Here is a 17,569-nt window from a genome sequence, read left to right as displayed (position 1 = left end):
GCGACCCGATTTCTACGCCGACCCGGGAAGATCTTCGACGGATCCGCAGCGGGCGGCCCGCAGGAGCAGGAACCGCTGCTCGGCGACGTTGCCCGCGAGCCGCGCGGCCTGCCGGAACGCCGCACCCGCGGCGTCCGCGTCACCGGCCCGTTCGAGCACGTGGGCGCGCACGGCGAGCAGTCGGTGGTGGCCCGCGAGGACGCCGCGCTCCAGCTCGTCGAGGACGTCCAGGGCGGCCCGCGGCCCGTGCACCTCGGCCACCGCGACGGCCCGGTTCAGCGCGGCGACCGAGCTGGGCGCGAGGCGGTGCAGCACGTCGTACAACGCGAGGACCTGCGGCCAGTCGGTGTCCGCCGCCGTGGCGGCCTCGCTGTGCACGGCCGCGATGGCCGCCTGCACCTGGTACGGGCCGACGGGGTGGCCGGCCAGGGTGCGGGTGATCAGGTCGGTGCCCTCGGCGATCGCCGCGCGGTCCCACCGCGACCGGTCCTGCTCGGCCAGCGGGACCAGGGTGCCGTCCGGTCCGGTGCGGGCCGCGCCGCGCGCCTCGGTGAGCAGCATCAACGCGAGCAGGCCGGCCGTCTCGCCGTGGTCGGGCAGCCGGGCGTGCAGCTCACGGGTCAGCCGCACGGCCTGCTCGGTCAGGTCGGGCCGGCGCAGCCGGGGACCGGCGCTGGCGCTGTAGCCCTCGTTGAACAGCAGGTACAGCACGTGCAGCACGACGGTCAGCGCGCGTTCGCGGTCCGCCGGTGAGGAGGGCAGCTCGAACCGCGCGCCCGCCTCCAGCAGCCGCTGCTTGGCCCGCGAGACGCGCTGGCCCATGGTCTTGTCCGGCACCAGGAACGCGGCGGCGATCTCGGCGGTGGTCAACCCGGCGACGGCCCGCAGCGTCAACGCCATCTGCGCCGGCGGCGTGAGCGCGGGGTGGCAGCACAGGAGCAGCAGTTCCAGCAGGTCGTCACGGGCGGGTTCGGCGTCCGGCGGCGGTGCGAGCAGCTCGTCGCGCGGCACGGCGTCGTGCACGGCCTGCTCGCGGCGGGCCCGCGCGGCGTCGGACCGCACCAGGTCGACGTACCGGCGCGCGGCGACGGTGGTGAGCCAGCCCAGCGGGTGTTCGGGGACGCCGTTGCGCGACCACGCGTCGGCGGCGTCGATCAACGCCTCCTGCACGGCGTCCTCGCACCGGGCGAAGTCGCCGTGCCGGCGCACCAGGGTGCCGAGCACCTGCGGCGTCAGGGTCCGCAGGAGGTGTTCGACGGTCAAAGGTCGCCGCCGCCCGGCTCCATCAGCGGCCACACCTCCAGGCCGCCGCCCAGGCCCCGGCTGTAGCGCAGGGCCGGGTACGAGCGCGCGATGTCCAGCGCCCGCTCCTCGCTGTCCACGTCGACCACGAAGTAGGAGCCGACGTACTCCTTGGCCTCCAGGTACGGCCCGTCGGTGACGACCGGGGCGCCCTCGACCACGCGCACCGCCCGGGGGCGTTCCACCAGGCCGCGCGAGTCGACCAGCTCGCCGGACTCCCGCAGCTCCGCGTTGAACGCGTCCACGTCGGCGACCAGCTTGGTGAACTCCTCGGCGTCCACGCTGTTCCACACCTGCTCATTGCCGTAGATGAGCATCAGGTACTTCACGCGCGCCTCCTGCGGACCGGCATCGGACAGCGGGATTCTGCCGGCTGGAGCGTTTTCGAAAAACTTGCGAAACCACCGTGTGGCTTCAGGAGTTCGGGCGACGTGGATCGGTGCTGACGGGTGAATCGTTGCAGTTCAGCGGCTCGTTGTGTTTCGCCAGTTTTCCGATAGTGTCGGAAACCGTGAGCGGGTTGAAGATTCTGGAGCGCACGTGCCGCGTGAGCAGGTCGCGGGTCGACCGGCCGCACCCTCCCGTGCCGCTGGTCGAGCTGGTCTTCCCCGCCCTGAACAGCGCCTGGGCCATGGAGGTCATGCGGGGCGTGGTCGACTCGGGGCTGGACGTGGTGCTGTCCTCGGCGGTCGGCCGCGGCGCGTCGTGGGCCGCCGACGTGGTCCGGGCCCGGCGCGCCGGGGTGCTGCTGGTGACGTGCCCGATCAGCGTGGCCGAGGAACGGGTGTTCGCCCGCGCCGGCGTGCCGCTGGTGCACATCGACCCGGTGGACGTGGCCGCGCCGGACCTGGTCGGCGTCGCCGCGTCCGACCGGGCGGGCGGCGTCACGGCGGTGAAGCACCTGCTGGCGCTCGGGCACCGGCGGATCGCCGTCGTGGGCGGTCCGCGTGACGTGCGGTGCAGCCGTGCCCGCGTGGAGGGCTACCGGGTCGCCCTCGACCGCGCGGGCATCGCGTTCGACGCGGACCTGGTCCGGCACGCCGACTTCACCCGCGAGGGTGGTCGCCGGGAGGCCGACGCGCTGCTGCGCAGGCCCGACCGGCCCACGGCGGTGTTCGCGGCCAACGACGAGCAGGCGCTGGGCGTGGTGGAGGCGGCGCGGTCGGCGGGCCTGTCCGTGCCGGGCGACCTCAGCGTCGTCGGCTTCGACGACCTGCCCGCCGCCCGCCGCGCCGCGCCCGCGCTCACCACGGTCCGCCAGCCGCTCGCCGCGATGGGCCGGCAGGCGGGCTGGATGCTGGCCGACCTGATCGCCGGCCGCCCGCCGGTGACCGACCGGGTCGAGCTGGCCACGGAACTCGTCGTCCGCGACTCGACCGCCCCGCCGGCCCGGGGCTGACGCCGGGTCAGCCGGTGGTCGTCACCGTCGTCGGTGCCGCCGTGGTGGACTCCGCTGTGGCGGACCCGGTCGTGGTGGGCACGGGGGACTGGGTGACCGTCGACGGCGTGGGCGTGGTGGTCGTGGGCATGGTCGGCATCACGACGGTGAACGGGACGCCCGGCTCCTCGTGGCAGCCCCGCTCGTCGTGGACCACCCGCGGGCGGGGGAAGCGGTTGTCCCGGCGGCTGTCGCCCTCGCAGCCGTACCACGTGGCGTTGAGCGGCCTGCCGTCCTCGTCGTAGAGGTGGACGTCGGTGAGCGGCTTGCCGTCCTTGTCGAACACGTAGACGTTGTCGGGCATCGCGGGCGTCGGGTTGTACGAGACCGGCGCGTTGCCGACCGGGTAGTCGTCCAGGCGCGTGGCCAGCGAGCCGAGGATGACCAGCAGGAGGCCCAGGGCGAACCCGGTCGCGGGCAGGCTGATCCACAGCCACCGGCGGTCGGTCCGCGCCTTCGGGCCCGCCACCAGCGACAACGCGGCGAGCGCCACGGCCACCACCAGGCCGAACTCCGGCCGGTACACCATCACGCCGCCGGCCGCGATGACCAGCGCGCGGACGACCCACCACGCCGGCTGGAGGGCGCGCAGCGGCGCGAACGCCTTGCGCAGGTCCGTCTTCGCGGCCCGGGCCAGGAAGTCCCGGACGGCGGCGGTCTCCGGCAGCTTCGCGACCTCGGCGAGCAGGCCGGCCTGCCGGAACACCAGCAGCGCCGCCGCCGCGCCGCAGAGGCCGACCAGCACGGTCGCCTCGATGATGTCGCCGCGGGTGGTGGCGAAGCCGAACGCCATCACGGTGGCGGCGACGAGGCTCCAGAACGCGAACCTGGCCACCAGCACCGACTGCCCGCCGCCGTCGGCCGCGGGGGAGGAGGGCAGCGGGTAGCCCGCCGCGACGCGCAGCTCCTCGGCGTACGCACGGGGTGTGCCGAGCCGGTCGACCAGCGCGGCCAGGGAGAACTCGTCGCCCATCTCCTCGGCGACCTCGGCGACGTGCGCGCCCGCGTCGTCCATGATCTCGGCGACCTCGGCGGCGGGCAGGTCGGACAGCGCCTCGCGCATGCCGTCCAGGTAGTGCTGGACCTCGGTGTTCGTCTGCGTGTTCATGCACCCTCCCCCAACAGGTCGTCCAACGCCCGCGCGAACGACTTCCAGGTCTGGCCGGATTCGAGCAGGCGTTCCCGGCCCGGCTCGTTGAGGCTGTAGTACTTGCGGTGCGGGCCCTCTTCGCTGGGCACGACGTAGGACGTGAGCAGGCCGGCGTTGTAGAGCCGGCGCAGGGTGCCGTAGACCGACGCGTCGCCGACGCCGTCCAGACCGCCTTGGCGCAGTCTGCGCAGCACGTCGTAGCCGTACCCGTCCTCCTTGCGCAGCACCGCGAGGACGGCGAGGTCCAGCACCCCCTTGAGCAGCTGGCTGGTGTCCATGCGCATCTCCCCCGGTGGTGTGCGAACGATGGTACTACGGAAAGCGGAGTACCGTGTACGGAGGGGTAGTGCGAGGATCACTCCCGTGGCGACCGAGTTCGTGGGAGACCCCGCATGGGTGTGGGGTCTGGCGTCGCGCGACGAGGACGTCCGCCGCCGCGCCCTGGCCCGGCACCGGGAGTCGGTCGAGCACGCGCGGCAGGCGTTGCACTGGTCGAACGACGTGTGGGCGCGAGCCGGGTCGCCGGCGCCGGACCAGCCGCACCTGGCCGCCGAGATGGACCAGGCCCAGGCCGCGTTCCGCTACCACCGGGGCCAGACGATCTTCGGCCTCACCGCTTCGCTGTGGGACGAGGACGACGAGGTCCGCGAGCGCCACGCGCCGTTCGTGCTGCTCTACCTGGTGTGGGAGGGGCGTTGTCCGGACGACTGGCGCGCCGACGCCAACAACCTGTGGTCACCGTGGGGGCGCAAGGAGTCGTTGCTGCGCGCGCTGGCCGCCGACGGCGTCCCGTCGGGCATCCGGCCGCAGGTGCCGGACCTGATCACCGACGTGGTCCGCCGCCGCTACCGCTGCAAGGACTGGATGTACGCGGGGCTGGTCCGGCACGTCGCCGACGACCGGTTCCACGAGCGGATGCGCGGCCTGCTGGGCGACGACGACCCGGTGGTCCGGCTGCGGGCGGAGTTCCTGCTGCACGTCGCCGCGCACCCGGAGGTGAAGGTGAAGCGGACCACCTGGCGGCGGTGGCTGGCTGGTCGCCACCTGTGACCGGACCTGCCCGCCGTTGGACCGGACCCGGACCCGGGGTGAACGGGCCGTCCGGGAGGCTGACGAGCAGCTCCTCCGTCACCCGTCCTTCTCGTCGAGGGACCTGAGTACGGCCACGCCGCCCGCCGGCACGCGCAGCTCCGACGCGCACCGCTGCCCGGTGAGCAGCTCGGTGCCGGACGCGGCCAGGCCCACCTCGGCGTCGGTGTGGTTGAGCACGAACAGGTAGTCGGCGCCGGCGCCGCGCCGGCGCACCACCTCCACGTCGCGCGGCAGGTCGTCACGCACCCGAACGCCCGCGGCCGGGAAGACCTCGCGCAGCACCCGGTCGAGCGCCGCGCCGCGCAGCCGGGTCGAGACGTACCAGGCGGTGCCCGCCCCGAGCCGGTGCCGCGTCACGGCCGGACCGCCCGCCGCCGGGCCGTCCACGTAGGAGCGCACGGCCTCCGCGCCGGTCAGGCGGATGTGCTCGGCCCACACGTCACCGCGCAGCCCGCCGTCGAGCGCGACCTCCTCGCCGGCGCGCAGCGGCAGGAACTCCTCCACCTCCAGCCCGAGCACGTCGCGCAACGCGCCGGGGTGCCCGCCGGGGTGCACGGCGTCGTTGGCGTCCACGATGCCGGAGAAGTACGAGACGACGAGCGCGCCGCCACCGGCCACGTAGTCGTGCAGCACGCGGGCCGCCGCCGTCGACGCCAGGTACAGCGACGGCACGACGACGAGCCGGTAGCCGCCCAGGTCGGCTTCCGGCGCGACGAAGTCCACGGTCAGGTGAGCGTCCCAGAGCCGTTCGTAGAACGCGCCGACGCGCTCCCGGTAGGACAGGTCGACCGACGGCCGCCAGTCCAGCTCCAGCGCCCACCACGACTCCCAGTCCCACAGCACGGCGACGTCCGCCCGCACCACGCTGCCGCGCACCTCGTGCAGCGCGCCGAGCTCACCGCCCAGCCGCACGACCTCCGGCCACGTCCGGCTGCGCGTGCCCGAGTGGGGCAGCATCGCGGAGTGGAACTTCTCCGCGCCGAAGCGGGAAGCCCGCCACTGGAAGAACATCACCGCGTCCGCGCCGCGCGCCACGTGGGCCAGGCTGTTGCGGCGCATCTCGCCGGGCCGCTTGGCCAGGTTGCGCGGCTGCCAGTTCACCGCGCCGGTGGAGTGCTCCATCAGCATCCACGGCCGCCCGCCCGCCACCGCGCGGGTCAGGTCCGCCGACAGGGCCAGGTCGATGTGGTTCCGGTCGGCCTCGGCGGTCAGGTAGTGGTCGTTGGCCACCACGTCGACCTCGCGGCCCCAGCGCCAGTAGTCGATCGACTTGCAGTTGGTGGTCATGAAGTTCGTGGTGATCGGCAGGGCCGAGTGCGCGCGCAGGATGTCGCGCTCGGCGGTGTAGCAGGCCAGCAGCTCGTCCGAGCAGAACCGGGCGAAGTCCAGCTCGTGCGCCGGGTTGCCGGTCGTGCCGGACACCCGCGGCGGCTCGACCTCGGCCCACTCGCCGTAGCGCTGGCCCCAGAAGCTCGTGCCCCAGGCCTCGTTGAGCGCGTCGAGCGAACCGTGCCGGTCGCGCAGCCAGCGCCGGAACGCGGTGGCCGACTCGGGGCAGTAGCACGCGCCGAGCGGCGCGCCGTACTCGTTGTGCACGTGCCACAGCGCCACCGCCGGGTGCGCGCCGTACCGCGCGCCGAGCTGCCGGGTGATCGTCGCGGCGGCCTGCCGGTAGGCGGGTGAGCTGGGGCAGAACGTCGCCCGCGACCCGCGTTCCAGTTCCGTGCCGTCCCGGGTGACCGGCCGGATGCCCGGGTGCGCGCGGTAGAGCCACGCGGGCGGCACGACGGTCGGCGTGGCCAGGTTGACCGCGATGCCCGCGCCGTGCAGCAGGTCCAGCAGCCGGTCAAGCCAGCCGAAGTCGAACTCGCCGGGCCGCGGCTCCAGCAGCGCCCAGGCGTGGATGGCGACGCTGACCAGGTTCACCCCGGCCTGCCGCATCAGCGCCACGTCCTCGACCCACACCTCCTCGGGCCACTGCTCGGGGTTGTAGTCCCCGCCGTAGACGAGCCCGTCCACGCCGGCCGGCATGCGCGGCGCGAACGGGTCCCCCACGGCTTGCCCGTCGGCCGGGCGAGGCACCACAAACGTCATGAACACTCCAGCGGCTGTGAACGTGCACGGTCTCATCGCAGATTACGGTGCAGATAAGACGGGGTGTCAAGTAGTTGACAGGCGAGCTGTCCGGCCAACTACTGTGCACGTTCACAGCGCGGTTCTCGCTGGCAGTGGCGTCAGCGACGCGGACCCCCGGAGACCTCATGCGACTCGACATCGCGAAGAAGGCCGCGGCACTCGGTCTCGGCCTCGCCCTGCTCGCCGGCTGCGGCACAGGCGCCGAGCAGGCCGCCGACGGCCCGGTCGAACTGTCCTTCTGGGCGTGGGCGCCCAACATCGACAAGGTCGTCGACAAGTGGAACGCGGGCCACCCGGACGCCCAGGTCGTGGTGAGCAAGCAGGCGCAGGGCGACGACCTGGTGACCAAGCTCCTGACCAGCGCCAAGGGCGGCAACCCGCCGGACCTCGCGCAGGTGGAGTTCCAGGCGCTGCCGACCCTGGTCAGCAACGACGTGCTGGCCGACATCTCCGAGGGCGCCGCGGCCGCCGAGGACGAGTTCGCGCCGGGCATCTGGGACCAGGTCACGCTGGGCGGCAGCGGCGTCTACGCCGTGCCCCAGGACTCCGGGCCGATGATGTTCTACTACCGCGCCGACCTGTTCGAGCAGTACGGCCTGGAGGTGCCGACCACCTGGGACGAGTACGCGCAGACCGCCCGTGACCTGCGGGCCGAGGCACCGGACAAGTTCCTCGGCACGTTCTCCTCCAACGACCCGGGCTGGTTCGCGGGGCTCGTGCAGCAGGCCGGCGCCTCGTGGTGGTCGGTCGACGGCGACGCGTGGAAGGTCTCGGTGGACGACGCCGCGACCAGGAAGGTCGCGCAGTACTGGAGCGGCCTGGTCGCCGAGGGCGCGGTCGACAAGTCCCCGATGTACACGCCCGAGTGGAACAAGGCGCTCAACGACGGCACGCAGATCGGCTGGCTGAGCGCGGTGTGGGCACCGGGCGTGCTCAAGGGCAACGCGGAGAGCACGGCGGGCAAGTGGGCGATGGCGCCGATGCCGCAGTGGGACGCCGCCAACCCGCGCACCGGCAACTGGGGCGGCTCCACCACGGCCGTGACCGCGGGCTCGAAGAAGCAGAAGGCCGCGACCGAGTTCGCGCTGTGGCTCAACACCGACCCGGAGGCCGTCGAGTTGCTGGTGAAGGAGAGCGGCATCTACCCGGCGGCCACGTCCGCGCAGCAGGCGCAGTCCCAGCCGCCCGCGTTCTTCCCCAACCAACCGGACTTCTACACCCGGGCCGCGGCGATCGCCGCCACCTCGTCCGGCTTCACGTGGGGGCCGAACGTGAACGTCACCTACACCGCGTACAAGAACGCGATGGGTGAGGCGATCAGCGCCGGCGCGGACCTCGTGCCCGCGCTGGCGGAGATGCAGGGCGCGACCGTGGACGACATGAAGGCCAACGGCTTCACGGTTGGCGGCTGAGCCCGTGGCGTCGACGCGTGTGACCGCGCGGGGTGGTGCGGCGCCCAGGGTGGCGCCGTACGCCTTCGTGGCCCCGGCGGTGGTGCTGTTCGTGCTGGTGTTCGCGCTGCCGATCGCCTACACGGTGTACCTGAGCCTGTTCCGCACCGAGGTCAGGGGCCTCGGGCTGGGCAGGGGCAGCCGCTCCGAGGTGTTCGTGGGGCTGGACAACTACGTGCGCGCGCTCACCGACTCCGAGTTGGGCGCGGGCGCGTTGCGGGTGCTCGGCTACGGCGCGATCCTCGTGCCGACGATGCTGGGCCTGGCCCTGGTGTTCGCGCTGCTGCTGGACGAGGACCGGGTGCGGGCCCGCGGGTTCAGCCGGATCGCCATCTTCCTGCCGTACGCGATCCCGGGCGTGATCGCGTCGCTGCTCTGGGGCTTCCTGTACCTGCCCGGCACCAGCCCGCTCAACCAGCTGCTGCGCGAGCTGTCGATGCCGGGGGTGGACCTGCTGTCGCCGACCGGCATCTACTTCGCGCTGGCCAACATCGCGGTGTGGGGCGGTGTCGGCTACAACATGGTCGTCCTCCACACCGCGCTGCGGTCCATCCCGCGCGACCTGTACGAGGCGGCCCGGATCGACGGCTGCACGCCGTGGCAGGTCGCGGTGCGGATCAAGATCCCGCTGCTCGCGCCCGCGCTCGTGCTGACGTCGTTGTTCTCGATCATCGCGACGCTGCAGGTGTTCGCCGAGCCGACCACGCTGGCGCCGCTGACCAACTCGCTCTCGCTCACCTGGACGCCGTTGATGAAGGTCTACCAGGACGCGTTCGGCCGAGGTGACCTCTACTCCGCCGCCGCCACGTCGGTGCTGATCGCGTCGGTGATGTTCGTGATCTCGTTCGGGCTGCTGCGGGTGACGCGGTCGCGGGCGTTCGGGGGTGAGCGGTGAGGGTGCGGCTGGGTGGCCTGCCGACGTTCGTGCTGCTCCTGGGTGCGGTGTACTGCCTGTTCCCGGTGGCGTGGGTGCTGGTCGCGGCGACGAAGAGCACCGGTGAGCTGTTCTCCACGACGACGTTGTCGGTCGGGTCGTCGCTGGTGGCGAACCTGGCCGAGCTGAACGGCTACCGCGGTGGCGTGTTCTGGCGGTGGATGGCGAACTCGGCGCTGTACGCGGGGCTGGGCGCGCTGCTGTCGGCGGCGTTGTCGGGCGTGACCGGGTACGCGCTGGCCAAGTACGCGTTCCGGGGGCGGGCGTTGATCTTCAACGCCTTGATCGCGGGCGTGCTCGTGCCCGCCGTGGTGCTGGCCGTCCCGCAGTACCTGCTGCTGGCGAAGGTGGGCCTGACCGACACCTACCTGTCCGTGCTGCTGCCGAGCGTGATCAGCCCGTACGGCATCTACCTGGCCCGCATCTACGCGGCCGCGTCCGTGCCGGAGGAGGTGGTCGAGGCGGCCCGCACGGACGGGGCGGGCGAGGCGCGCATCCTGGGCTCCATCGCGCTGCCGATGATGGTCCCGGGCCTGGTCACGGTGTTCCTGTTCCAGTTCGTGTCGATCTGGAACAACTTCATGCTGCCCTACATCATGCTCGGCGACGACGGGAAGTTCCCGGTCACGCTGGGGCTGTACACGATGCTCAAGCAGGGCAACACCACACCCGCGCTGTACACCCTCGTCGTCACCGGTTCGCTGGTGTCGGTGCTGCCCTTGATCGCGCTGTTCCTCACGTTGCAGCGATACTGGCGCATCGACTTGCTCTCCGGAGCGGTGAAGGCATGAGGGAGTCATGAGCGTCGAGCGCAGCAAGGCGGCGCGGCACCGGCCGACCATCCACGACGTGGCGGCTGCCGCGGGCGTGTCCCGCGGCACGGTGTCGCGCGCGCTCAACGGCGGCCGCAACGTCAGCCCCACGGCGCTGGAGGCCGTGCTGAAGGCCGTGCGGACCACGGGTTACGTCGCCAACCCGGCCGCGCGCAGCCTCGTCACCCAGCGCGCGCACTCCGTGGCGTTCGTGCTCACCGAGCCGCAGCAGCGGCTGTTCGAGGACCCGAACTTCAGCATCCTGCTCCAGGGCTGCACCCAGGAGCTCGCCGAGGTCGACGTGCCCGTGCTGCTCATGACCGCCAGCACCGAGGTGGAGCGCAAGCGCACGAGCCGCTTCATCGCCGCCGGTCACGTGGACGGCGTGCTGCTGGTGTCGTCGCACACCGGCAACCCCCTGCTGGAGGAGCTGCGCGACTCGGGCATCCCCGTCGTGGCCTGCGGCAAGCCGATCGGCCACGAGGGCCAGGTCGCCTACGCCGCCGCCGACGACCGTTCCGGCGCGCGGCTGATGGTCGAGCACCTGCGGTCGCGCGGCCGTCGGCGCATCGCCACCATCACCGGTCCGCCCGACACGCCCGGCGGCGTCGAACGCCTCGCCGGCTACCGGGACGTGCTGGGGTCCGACGCCAGCCCGGACCTGATCGCGCACGGCGACTACAGCCGCGCGGGCGGTGAGGCGGCCATGTCCACCCTGCTGGAGCGGGCCCCGGACCTGGACGCGGTGTTCGTGGCGTCCGACCTGATGGCCGCCGGCGCGCTGAACGTCCTGCACGACTCGGGCCGCCGCGTGCCGGAGGACGTCGCCGTGGGCGGCTTCGACGACTCCAGCATCGCCACCTCCACCCGCCCCGCCCTGACCACGGTGCGCCAACCGTTCCAGCGCATCACCCGCGAAATGGTGCGCCTCCTGCTGGAACAGGTCCGTGGCGAACCACCGGCCGCCTCCATCCTGCCGACCGAACTGGTCGTCCGCGCCTCGACCTAGCGCTCGCGGAGCAGCACCCCGCCCGCAGGTCACGCGGCGCGGCTCCTAGCGCGTGAACGACGTCAGCGCCCTGCGGCGGGCCGTGACGTCGTCCGGGTCGTCGCCGTGGACCAGCAGTTGGAGGGTGCTGAGCACGACGGGGTTGTCGGTGCGGGTGGTGTCGTGGCCGGAGGTGATCAGCACGCCGCCCGCGTCCAGGGCGGGGCGGACGTGGGCGAGCAGGTCGGCCAGCGGGGTGGCGGCCGTCAGCTTCACCGACTCGGCGTAGCCGTCGAGCGCGTCGGGGCGGGCCGATTGGAGCGCGAGCAGCGGGATCGAGCCGCTCGTGATCCGGAAGTTCAGGTCGAGCATGACCAGCCGCCCGTCCGCCGTCTCGGCGCAGTCCAGGCTGCACAGGCCGCGGTAGCCGAGGTCGGCGGCGCGCTGGGTGATCGCCAGGCACTCCGCGAGCAGGTCCGCCGGCGGCGGGCTGACCGGGCCGAACCGGCCGCCGACGTACACGCCGGTGTCGTCGACGCGCTGTTCGGTGACGGCGAGCAGGCGGGCGACGGCGTCCGGTGCGACGTAGAGCTGCACGCCCCAGTTGCGCGTGAGCTGCAAGTACTCCTCGATCACGAACTCGCCGAGCACGTCGGTGAACGCCGGGAACGCGACCCGTTCGCCCGCCTCGTGCAGGTAGACGTCGAGGCTGCCGCCGTGCGCGTCGTCGGTGGCGGCCTTGAGGACCCAGGACGTCGCCGCCGGCGCGGCTTCGGCCAGGTCCGCACGGGTGACCACGCTGCGGCGCGCGTGGAAGCGCGGGTCGACGAACGTGCTGATGGTGGCCTTGTTGTTCAGGTAGCCGACCAGGCGGGCGGTCTTGACCACGCGGTCGTCGGGGCACAGCGCGGTCGGGTGGGGGTACTCCATCGAGATCGGCAGGCCGTCGGCCACCGCCTCGGTGAGGCGGGCGGCGAACCCGGCCTCGTCGCGGAAGTCGCGCAGGTCGTCGCCGACCGGCAGGCCGCCCTCGTGCAGCTGTGCCAGGAGCTCCGGGTCCGTGCCACCCGCGCTGCAGATGACCGGTGCGCCGCCGGCGACCGCGATCGGGCGGGCGGAGAGCGCGTCGACGGTGTTGCGGTGCCGGTGGTCGCCGGCGGCCGGGCGCGCGCAGACGGCGACGCCGGGTCCGTACACGTCGGTGAGCATGCGAGGTGCGCCGACGACGGGCGGCAGCGGAGTGGAGATGCTGATGGCGTGCTCCCGTGGGGGGTGAGTCGGGACGGCCGCGCCCGCCACGCGGTGGCGTGGACGTCGATGCCGTGGAACCCGCGGTGCCGCGGGGTGGGAGCGGTGGAGCGTCCACTCGGCCCGGTCGGTGCCCCGGGGCCGGCTGCGTGAACCGTGATCTACCAGCCCGAACGCGGGCTGTGCGCCTCCACGGTCTCACGCCACCCCCGACTCACCCAAACCCACCCGCGAGAGTCGAACGCTCAGGTCTCGAGAGTCGAACGTTCAGGACCCCTGAATTCAACGCTCACGCCTAACGGTGTGTGGCGCGAACGTTGAACTCACGGGTCCTGAACGTAGGACTCTCGGGACCTGAGTGTTCGACTCTCGGGTTAGGGGAGGTGAAGGTCAGGTCCCGCCGCACCCGGCGAGAACGGCGGCAGGGCGGCGAACGCCGGGTCGACCCGCGCGGTGCGGACGACGTGGTGCGCCCAAGCCCGGACGCGGGACAGCGGGTGGTCGGCGAACTGAGCGTCGTAACGCGGGTCGTCGCCCCTGTGGAACGGCAGTCGCCCCCGCACCTCCGGCGCGTACGGGTGCGGCAGCACCCACCCGTCGAACCCGAGCTGCGCCACCAGCACGGCCTCCCGCATCCCGGTCCGCCCCCGCTCCGCCGCCTGGAGTTCGAGCACGGCGCTGCTCCCCGCCTTGGGCACGGTGAACGAGCCGATGAACACCTGCCCCGACGGCTGGTCCGGCAGCGGCACCTTCACCACCCGGAACAACGCGGGCACGTCGCCCAGCCGCACGTGGTGCGCCTCGATCAGGCACCCGACCTCGCCGGTGGTGACGGCCAGGTCGTGCCGCAGCTCCGGCAGGTCGTCCCACGACGCGGGCAGGTCCGGCACCAGGTCGGAGTACGTGAGGCTGACCTGGTCGCCGGTCGCGGGGTCCACCCAGGTGGTCCGGTCGTGCCGGCGGAGGCCGGTCGTGTCGAATGCGATGGGCACCGGTTGACCCTATTGGGCGAGGCCGTGCTCGTATGCGTAGATCACCGCGTGCACCCGTGTGCGCAGGCCGAGCTTGGTGAGGATGCGGGCCACGTGCGTCTTCACCGTGCCCTCCTCGATGGTGAGCGCACCGGCGATCTCCGCGTTGCTCAACCCCCGCACCACGTGCGCCAGCACCTCCCGCTCCCGCGCGGTGAGCTGGTCGACCCGGCTGGGCGCCGGCCGGGGTGACAGCTGGGCGAACCGGGCGATGAGCCGTCCCGTGACCTTGGGGTCGATCAACCCCCGCCCTTCGTGCAGCCCGCGCACCGCCTCCAACAACAACGCGGGATCGCTGTCCTTCAACAAGAACCCGCCCGCGCCCGCCGCCAACGCGCCGAACAGGTACTCGTCCACGTCGAACGTCGTCAGCGCCAGGATCTTCGGCGCCAGGATCCTCGGCGCCGGGACCTCCGGCGCCGGGACCTCCGGCGCCGAGATCTCCGGCGCCGAGATCTCCGGCCGGGCCCCGCTGAGCCGGGTGATCGCCGCGATCCCGTCGCCGTGGGGCATCCGCAGGTCCATCACCACCACGTCCGGCCGCCGGACCAGCGTCACGTGCACGGCCTCCGCGCCGCTCGCCGCCTCCCCGACCACCTCGATGTCCGGCTCGCCGTCCAGCACCATCCGCAGCGCTTCCCGCACCGCCGCCTGGTCGTCGGCGACGACCACCCGGATCGCCACTACGCCGTCCCTCCCGTCGGCAGCTCGGCCCGCACGCGCCACCCACCCGGCTCACGCGGCCCGGCGGTGAGCGTGCCACCGAGCTGACGCACCCGCTCGCGCATCCCCCGGATCCCCTGCCCCTCCAGCCCCTCCGACTCCCGGGAACCCACCACCGGCCCGTCGTCCACGACGGTCACGACCAGCCGGTCCCGGTCCCGGTGCAGCCGCACGTCCACCTCGCCCGCGCCGGAGTGCCGGACCACGTTGGTCAACGCCTCCTGCACCACCCGGTAGGCCGCCTGGTCGACGTCCGCCGGCACCGCCCGCTCGGCCTGGCCGGACCACGTCACCGCGATCCGCCGATCCGGCCCGGACAGCCGCCCGACCAGCCGGTCCAGCTCCGCCAACCCGGCCCCGGCCGGCACGTCCCGCAGCGTGCTCAACAAGCCCCGCACCTCGTCCAACGCGGACGACGACAGGTCCGCGATGGTGCCCAACGCCCGGTCGGCGATCGAGGACTCGCCGCCCAGCACCCGCCGCACGGCCGTGGCCTGCATCCGGATCGCGGTGAGGTGGTGGCCGACGCTGTCGTGCACGTCCCGGGCCAGCCGCGCCCGTTCCTCGGCCGACGCCCGGTCGGCCTCCGCCCGCTGCACCCGCAACGCCTGCTCCGCCCGTTCCCGGTGCAGCCGCAACGCGTACCCGGTCGCCACCGGCGCGACGCCCATCACCACCAGGTCCGTCACGGTGAACACCTGCACGGGGCTGCCCGCGATCACCGCGCTGACCAGCACCCAGCACCCGCACACCGCGAGCACCAGCCCCGGTCCGCGCTCGCGGTGGTACACGGCCGCGCAGAACGCGCCCATGGTGACCAGCATCCCCGGCCACGCGGGCAGGAACCCGATCCCGCCCAAGCCCACCACCGCCGACAGCACCGCCGACGTCAACGGCAGCACGTGCCGCAGCAGCAGCGGCAGGGTGACGCAGAGGCTGGAGCCGACCAGCAGCCCCAGCCCCTGCGGCGGTCCGCCCCGCCCCTCCCACCGCGCCAGGAGCACCAACGCCGCCGTGACGCCGACGACGAGCAGGACTTCCCGCAGGGACTTCACGCGGACCATCGTCTACGCAACGCCGCACGCCGTCCCGTCCGGCGGCAGCACGCCGTCGACCAGGTACCGGTGGACGTGCTCCCGGACGCACGGGTGGCCGCTCAAGTACAGCGCGTGCCCGCCCTGCACCGGCAGGTACCGCGCGTTCCCGAGCTGTGCCACCACCCGCCGCGCGTCCTCCGGCGGCGTGGTGGAGTCGTGCTCGCCACTGGCGACCAGCACCGGCCCCAGCCCGGAGACGCGCAGCCGGTGCGGCGGGTACGTGCCGGTGTCGGGCAGGCCCGCGCAGTGGTAGGCCATCGGCCACGTCGCGACCCACCCGATGTGGGGCGTGACGCGGCGCAACCCGTCCTCCCACGACTTCAGCACCCGGTAGTCGGAGGGGTACGGGAAGTCGGCGCAGAACGCGATCCGGGACAGGTCCGGGTCACGCCCGCCGGCGGGCTGCTCGGCGAACCGCGTCGCGTCGCCCGCGTGCGCCTCGGCGATGGCCAGCGCCAGGGCGGCCCACTCCTCCTCGTAGGCGGGGTTGGTCCGCGACGCGATCCGGGACGCGTTCACCGTCCGGTCGCCGGCCGGGATCGGCTCGCGCGCGGCCCGTGCGAGCACCTCGTCCCACGTCTTCAGCACGTCACGCCCGTGCAGCGCGCAGGCCGCGTCCGCGTCGCACCACTGCGCGAACCGGACCATGTTGCGCTCCATGGTCCGCGCCCGCGGCAGCAGCCAGTCCGTCCACGACCGACGGGTGTGGTCCAGCACGCTGTCCAGGTACATCCTCCCGATCCGCGTCGGGAAGAGCCGCGCGTACGCCTGCGCGAACACCGTGCCGTAGGAGTTGCCGTAGTAGTTCAGCCGCTCCTGCCCGAGCGCGACCCGGATGGCGTCCATGTCGTGCGCGACCTGCCCCGAGTCGAGGTGACCGGCCAGCGGTCCGGCGGCGACCCGCCCGCAGTCGACACCGAACCGGTGGTTCGCCGTCCGGTACCGCTCGTAGGTGGCCCGGTCCGGGGAAGCCCACTCCAGGTTCTCCGGCAGCGGCGCCGGGTACGGGCACGCGATGCCGGCACTCGCCTCGAACCCGCGCGGGTCCGACACGACCACGTCGAACCACCGGGTCAGGTCGGTGAACGCGCCCTTGGCGACGCGCAGCACCGAGATCTGCTGCGCCGGCCCGCCGAGGTTGACGAACAGGACGCCCTTCTTCGTCGCCTGGTCCTGCGCGGGCAGCCGGGCCACGCCCAGCGACACCCGGGCACCGCGCGGCCTGCCCCAGTCCGCCGGCACGGTCACCTCACCGCACTGCAGCCCGTCACCGCAGTCCACCCACGACACCCCGGTCCCGGCGGCCTGCGCGACCCCCGGCGCGACGGCGAGCGCGGCGACCAACCCGACCGCGCCCACCACACCTGCGAACGTTCTCCTCATGAGCCCAGCCTGGGAGGCCGGCACCGACCCGCGCGTCTGCCTCAGGACAGATCTTTCGCAACGCGTTCGGTGCTCGTGTTGCGCGTTGCGCCCGACGGCCAGTCCGTCAGCGGTCGGCGGGGGAGTCGGCGGCGAACACGTCCACCTGGGGCAGGTCGTGGCCGAGCCGATCGCGCTTGGCGGTGAGGTAGCCGATGTTGTGCCGGTTCGGCGGCGCCAGGTGCGGCACGCGGGCCGAGACCTCGATGCCGCGTGCGGTCAGGGCGGCGATCTTGTCCGGGTTGTTCGACAGCAACCGCACCGACGTGACACCGAGGTGCTTCAGGATGCGCGCGGCGGGGGAGTAGTCGCGGACGTCGACCGGCAGGCCGAGCGTGGTCGCGGAGTCGAGCGTGTCCAGGCCCTCCTCGTCCTGCAGCACGTGCGTGCGCACCTTGTCCACCAAGCCGATGCCGCGCCCCTCGTGGCCGCGCAGGTAGATCAGGATGCCGCCGCCCTCGGTGACGATCCGGTCCAGCGCCGCGTCAAGCTGGTCGCCGCACTCGCAGCGCATCGCGCCGAAGATGTCGCCCGTCATGCACTCGGAGTGCACGCGCACGAGCACGTCCTCCCGCACGTCCGTCGCGCCGTAGACCAACGCCATGTGCTCGTGCCCGTCGGCCCGGAACGCCACCGCGCGGAACGTGCCGCGGCGCGTCACCAGGTCCGACTCCGCCACGTCCCCGTCGTTGAAGGCTTCCTCGCGCATCCGGCTCCCTCGTCGCACCCGGCACCGGCCGAGGCG

Annotated in this window: 17 protein-coding genes; 6 read left to right on the top strand and 11 right to left on the bottom strand. The window is 73.1% G+C overall.

All coding sequences use genetic code 11. The features are described 5' to 3' along the window. Nucleotides 1–12 precede the first annotated feature (12 nt). Both FHX81_RS15800 and FHX81_RS15795 read right to left on the bottom strand, forming a co-directional pair. Nucleotides 13–1,263 (bottom strand): RNA polymerase sigma factor, encoded by a 1,251-nt coding sequence (locus FHX81_RS15800; protein WP_141978895.1) that lies wholly within the window; start codon nucleotides 1,261–1,263, stop codon nucleotides 13–15. Beyond that, nucleotides 1,260–1,631 carry a YciI family protein gene (locus FHX81_RS15795; RefSeq protein WP_141978894.1) on the bottom strand — a complete coding sequence of 124 codons (372 nt, stop codon included), beginning with the start codon at nucleotides 1,629–1,631 and terminating at the stop codon, nucleotides 1,260–1,262. The genes FHX81_RS15800 and FHX81_RS15795 overlap by 4 nt, the downstream gene beginning before the upstream one ends. A gap of 182 nt (nucleotides 1,632–1,813) precedes the next feature. On the opposite strand from FHX81_RS15795, the gene FHX81_RS15790 reads away from it, so the two are divergent. Further along, nucleotides 1,814–2,701, top strand: a complete 888-nt coding sequence (locus tag FHX81_RS15790) for a substrate-binding domain-containing protein (protein WP_425473824.1) — start codon at nucleotides 1,814–1,816, stop codon at nucleotides 2,699–2,701. A 7-nt stretch (nucleotides 2,702–2,708) separates the two neighbouring features. Here the strand turns inward: FHX81_RS15790 and FHX81_RS15785 are convergent, their stop codons facing one another. Both FHX81_RS15785 and FHX81_RS15780 read right to left on the bottom strand, forming a co-directional pair. Further along, the gene (locus FHX81_RS15785; RefSeq protein WP_141978893.1) at nucleotides 2,709–3,848 is read right to left on the bottom strand and encodes an HAAS signaling domain-containing protein; all 1,140 of its coding nucleotides are present in this window, start codon (nucleotides 3,846–3,848) and stop codon (nucleotides 2,709–2,711) included. Further along, nucleotides 3,845–4,168 (bottom strand): PadR family transcriptional regulator, encoded by a 324-nt coding sequence (locus tag FHX81_RS15780; protein ID WP_141978892.1) that lies wholly within the window; start codon nucleotides 4,166–4,168, stop codon nucleotides 3,845–3,847. Before FHX81_RS15780 ends, FHX81_RS15785 begins: the two co-directional genes overlap by 4 nt. A gap of 85 nt (nucleotides 4,169–4,253) precedes the next feature. Between FHX81_RS15780 and FHX81_RS15775 the strand changes: the two genes are divergently transcribed. Beyond that, the gene (locus FHX81_RS15775) at nucleotides 4,254–4,940 is read left to right on the top strand and encodes a hypothetical protein (RefSeq protein WP_141978891.1); all 687 of its coding nucleotides are present in this window, start codon (nucleotides 4,254–4,256) and stop codon (nucleotides 4,938–4,940) included. 78 nt (nucleotides 4,941–5,018) lie between these two features. On the opposite strand, the gene FHX81_RS15770 is transcribed toward FHX81_RS15775, so the two are convergent. Next, nucleotides 5,019–7,076 carry a beta-galactosidase gene (locus tag FHX81_RS15770; protein ID WP_141978890.1) on the bottom strand — a complete coding sequence of 686 codons (2,058 nt, stop codon included), beginning with the start codon at nucleotides 7,074–7,076 and terminating at the stop codon, nucleotides 5,019–5,021. 167 nt (nucleotides 7,077–7,243) lie between these two features. On the opposite strand from FHX81_RS15770, the gene FHX81_RS15765 reads away from it, so the two are divergent. Genes FHX81_RS15765 through FHX81_RS15750 form a run of 4 tightly spaced genes read left to right on the top strand, consistent with a single transcriptional unit; the run spans nucleotide 7,244 to nucleotide 11,324 of the window. Next, nucleotides 7,244–8,530 carry an extracellular solute-binding protein gene (locus tag FHX81_RS15765; protein ID WP_141978889.1) on the top strand — a complete coding sequence of 429 codons (1,287 nt, stop codon included), beginning with the start codon at nucleotides 7,244–7,246 and terminating at the stop codon, nucleotides 8,528–8,530. Between the two features lie 49 nt (nucleotides 8,531–8,579). Then, entirely contained in the window at nucleotides 8,580–9,464 is an 885-nt protein-coding gene (locus FHX81_RS15760) for a carbohydrate ABC transporter permease (RefSeq protein ID WP_211363494.1), read from the top strand. Continuing rightward, on the top strand, nucleotides 9,461–10,294 hold the full coding sequence (locus FHX81_RS15755) for a carbohydrate ABC transporter permease (RefSeq protein WP_141978888.1): 834 nt from the start codon (nucleotides 9,461–9,463) through the stop codon (nucleotides 10,292–10,294). Before FHX81_RS15760 ends, FHX81_RS15755 begins: the two co-directional genes overlap by 4 nt. Nucleotides 10,295–10,301: 7 nt before the next feature. Then, entirely contained in the window at nucleotides 10,302–11,324 is a 1,023-nt protein-coding gene (locus tag FHX81_RS15750) for a LacI family DNA-binding transcriptional regulator (protein ID WP_141978887.1), read from the top strand. A 45-nt stretch (nucleotides 11,325–11,369) separates the two neighbouring features. On the opposite strand, the gene FHX81_RS15745 is transcribed toward FHX81_RS15750, so the two are convergent. From FHX81_RS15745 to FHX81_RS15720, 6 genes are all read right to left on the bottom strand, one after another. Next, entirely contained in the window at nucleotides 11,370–12,500 is a 1,131-nt protein-coding gene (locus FHX81_RS15745) for an ATP-grasp domain-containing protein (protein WP_141978886.1), read from the bottom strand. A 425-nt stretch (nucleotides 12,501–12,925) separates the two neighbouring features. After that, nucleotides 12,926–13,543, bottom strand: coding sequence for a hypothetical protein (locus FHX81_RS15740; protein ID WP_141978885.1), 618 nt, complete (start codon nucleotides 13,541–13,543; stop codon nucleotides 12,926–12,928). Between the two features lie 9 nt (nucleotides 13,544–13,552). Beyond that, complete coding sequence (locus FHX81_RS15735) at nucleotides 13,553–14,266, bottom strand: response regulator transcription factor (RefSeq protein ID WP_141978884.1); 714 nt, start codon at nucleotides 14,264–14,266, stop codon at nucleotides 13,553–13,555. Next, nucleotides 14,266–15,360: a sensor histidine kinase gene (locus FHX81_RS15730; protein WP_141978883.1), complete on the bottom strand. Its 1,095-nt coding sequence runs from the start codon at nucleotides 15,358–15,360 to the stop codon at nucleotides 14,266–14,268. Before FHX81_RS15730 ends, FHX81_RS15735 begins: the two co-directional genes overlap by 1 nt. Nucleotides 15,361–15,372: 12 nt before the next feature. Further along, a complete protein-coding gene (locus FHX81_RS15725; RefSeq protein ID WP_141978882.1) occupies nucleotides 15,373–16,785 on the bottom strand; it encodes an alpha/beta hydrolase in 1,413 nt (470 codons plus the stop codon). Nucleotides 16,786–16,891: 106 nt separating this feature from the next. Then, nucleotides 16,892–17,533 (bottom strand): GTP cyclohydrolase II, encoded by a 642-nt coding sequence (locus FHX81_RS15720; RefSeq protein ID WP_141978881.1) that lies wholly within the window; start codon nucleotides 17,531–17,533, stop codon nucleotides 16,892–16,894. Between the last annotated feature and the right edge of the window lie 36 nt (nucleotides 17,534–17,569).

The sequence above is a fragment of the Saccharothrix saharensis genome (assembly GCF_006716745.1).
In the GTDB taxonomy this organism is placed as follows: Bacteria; Actinomycetota; Actinomycetes; order Mycobacteriales; family Pseudonocardiaceae; genus Actinosynnema; species Actinosynnema saharense.
This window is presented reverse-complemented; position numbering and strand designations above follow the sequence as displayed.

Bases quoted from the DNA above. Each gene is read 5' to 3' on its own strand.
- FHX81_RS15785 (WP_141978893.1), bottom strand. From the start codon at position 3,848: ATGAACACGCAGACGAACACCGAGGTCCAGCACTACCTGGACGGCATG.
- FHX81_RS15780 (WP_141978892.1), bottom strand. From the start codon at position 4,168: ATGGACACCAGCCAGCTGCTCAAGGGGGTGCTGGACCTCGCCGTCCTC.
- FHX81_RS15770 (WP_141978890.1), bottom strand. From the start codon at position 7,076: ATGACGTTTGTGGTGCCTCGCCCGGCCGACGGGCAAGCCGTGGGGGAC.
- FHX81_RS15765 (WP_141978889.1), top strand. From the start codon at position 7,244: ATGCGACTCGACATCGCGAAGAAGGCCGCGGCACTCGGTCTCGGCCTC.
- FHX81_RS15750 (WP_141978887.1), top strand. From the start codon at position 10,302: ATGAGCGTCGAGCGCAGCAAGGCGGCGCGGCACCGGCCGACCATCCAC.
- FHX81_RS15725 (WP_141978882.1), bottom strand. From the start codon at position 16,785: ATGAGGAGAACGTTCGCAGGTGTGGTGGGCGCGGTCGGGTTGGTCGCC.
- FHX81_RS15720 (WP_141978881.1), bottom strand. From the start codon at position 17,533: ATGCGCGAGGAAGCCTTCAACGACGGGGACGTGGCGGAGTCGGACCTG.